The organism is Mycobacterium helveticum, assembly GCF_007714205.1.
Taxonomy (GTDB): Bacteria; Actinomycetota; Actinomycetes; order Mycobacteriales; family Mycobacteriaceae; genus Mycobacterium; species Mycobacterium helveticum.
This window is the reverse complement of the sequence record NZ_VMQU01000256.1, coordinates 1-2,158: the sequence shown is the minus strand read 5'-3', so window position 1 is coordinate 2,158 and position 2,158 is coordinate 1. Positions and strand designations below refer to the sequence as shown.

The following is a 2,158-nucleotide window of genomic DNA, read 5'->3' as shown; positions in this document are numbered from 1 at the left end:
GAGATTATTTCGAGGTCGCTTTGACAAGATAGCGACGACCGAACGCCCGGTGTATCAACGCAGATGAGGATCTGCTATTCGAGACAGGCAAGCTCCACTGCAGACAAAAGCCATCCCGGTGCCGTATCGGCGGACACGGCGGATCCGTCAAGCTCCCGCGGTTCCCCCTGGCCTCAGGGCTTATTCGCGGACGAGGAGTGTCCGGCTGCAGCTGTCCTCTCGCCACGATTCGTTCTCACGACGTGAATCCCGGAATCCGGCAACGCCGTCAGCCCACGTTGCCGACCTCGGCGATCTTGATTCCAGATGCTCCTATGTTCAGGCAACGATTTTTGTTGCCTTTCTTGACGGTTGGAGGGCGTGGAAGATTTCGCGGGCGAGGTAGCGCTTGAGACAGCGCATGACCTCATTTTTGGTTTTCCCTTCGGCGAGGCGCCGCGCCATGTAGTCACGGGTGGGTTGGTGGCGGCGCAGCCGCACGACCAGGATGACATGCAGCGCCCGGTTGGCATCACGGTTGCCGCCGCGGTTGAGTCGGTGTCGGACGGTTTTGCCGCTGGAGGCCTGCAGCGGGCTGACTCCGCAGAGTTTAGCGAAGGCGCCGTCGCTGGTGATCCGATCGTGGTTGTCGCCGATCGCTGCCAGCAGCGTGGCGGCGGTGTCGGGGCCAACACCGTAGACGGCGCGCAACTGCGGTGCGGCGGTGGCGGTGATGGTGTCGATGTGGTGTTTGAGCCGGGCGGCTTCGACGTCGAGTTGCTCGCAGCGCGCCGCCAGTGATTTGATCGCCATCGTGATGGCATCGGTTGGACTGCTTGGCGTTTCGGACTCAGACAACTGTTTGCAGGCCTGGATGAGACGCTTTTTGTAGAGGCCGGCCAGCTGTTCACGCAGCGCTGCGGGAGCGGTGACCAAAAGGTCCTGCAGGGCGGTGTAGGCCTTGGCGCGGGCGCGCACCGCACTGGTACGGGCCACCCGCAGCACCCGCACCATTTCGGCAGCACCGTCGGCGGACTTGGGGTCGCCGAGGGCTTCGCCGGCCAACACGATCGCGGCGGCTCCGGCCGCATCGGTGTCGTCGGATTTGCCGTAGCGTGCCCGGCGCTGCCGTTTGGGGCGGCCGACCTCGGTGACCGCGATGCCCTCGGCGCGCAGGTAGCGGGCCAGGCCCGCGCCGTAGTGGCCGGGGCCTTCGATACCGACGATGACGAGCTGGCCCAGCCCGTGAGCCCAGGACACGAATTGACGGTACCCGGCGGTGCTGGCTGCCATGCGGTGGCTGCCCAGCGGACGGCCCAGCTGATCGGCGGCGTGGGCGACGTGGAACTGCTTGTGCGTGTCGACACCGACGGTGACCTGTGGTTGGGTGGATGCGGCGATGGTGGATTGCATTGCGGCCTTCCTGTGACCGGGATTTCCTGGATGGGGTGAAAGGGCGAAGCCGTCGGGCGGGGACGATACTGCTACGGGATGCTTGGTCGCGCTCCTATCAGGTCATTCCGTCCGGCGGTTCCGCGCCGAACCAGGCACGGTCGACGGATCTGACGATTGCAGGCACGCCACACTGCTCGCGGCCGGTAAAGAAATGAGTCAGACCGCACCGGTTCGGACGCGGACCCTACCGACGCCCCGCTTCGCGAGGCCGCGGAAACGCCGGTAGTTCTTTAATAGCAGTAAGGAAACTTCTCACATGCTGCGTCGGGGGCGTGATGCATCACGTCAAGTTGCCCGCGAAACCTGATCCATGCATCACGTAAGGAATGCCCGCGAAAACGAGGTCAACTGGCGGTCTTGTTCTGGATGCGGATGCCGGATCTGACCTCGGGTAGGGCGGTGGGGATGGCGGCGAGGTAGAGGTGTTCGGTCTTGTTCTTGGCGAGTCTGAGCAGGGCGGCTTGTAGATCGGCGATCTGGCGTGCGATCGCGGCGGGGTTCAGGGTGTCGCGGTAGGCAAGCAGCTCCGATTCTTGGGCTGGCGAGAGGACCCCGGCTGCCAGCAGCCGGTCCAGTGGGGTCATGGGCTCGTCGTAGAGGCGGCGGCGCTGGCCGTCGCGGCCAGCGCCGTAGCCGATGGGTTTGATGGCTCTTCGTAATTCAGAGTGCATTGACAAGTTGGTGGAGTGCTCCGCTGTGTAGTAGTGAGCGCCAACGGTAGTGG

Annotated in this window: 2 protein-coding genes; both read right to left on the bottom strand. The window is 64.4% G+C overall.

Features of this window, described 5'->3' with window-relative positions; all coding sequences use genetic code 11:
* Positions 1–318: 318 nt before the first annotated feature.
* Entirely contained in the window at positions 319–1,392 is a 1,074-nt protein-coding gene (locus FPZ47_RS27255; RefSeq protein WP_008256196.1) for an IS110 family RNA-guided transposase, read from the bottom strand.
* A gap of 386 nt (positions 1,393–1,778) precedes the next feature.
* Positions 1,779–2,105 carry a hypothetical protein gene (locus FPZ47_RS27250; protein WP_033711234.1) on the bottom strand — a complete coding sequence of 109 codons (327 nt, stop codon included), beginning with the start codon at positions 2,103–2,105 and terminating at the stop codon, positions 1,779–1,781.
* Positions 2,106–2,158: the final 53 nt, after the last annotated feature.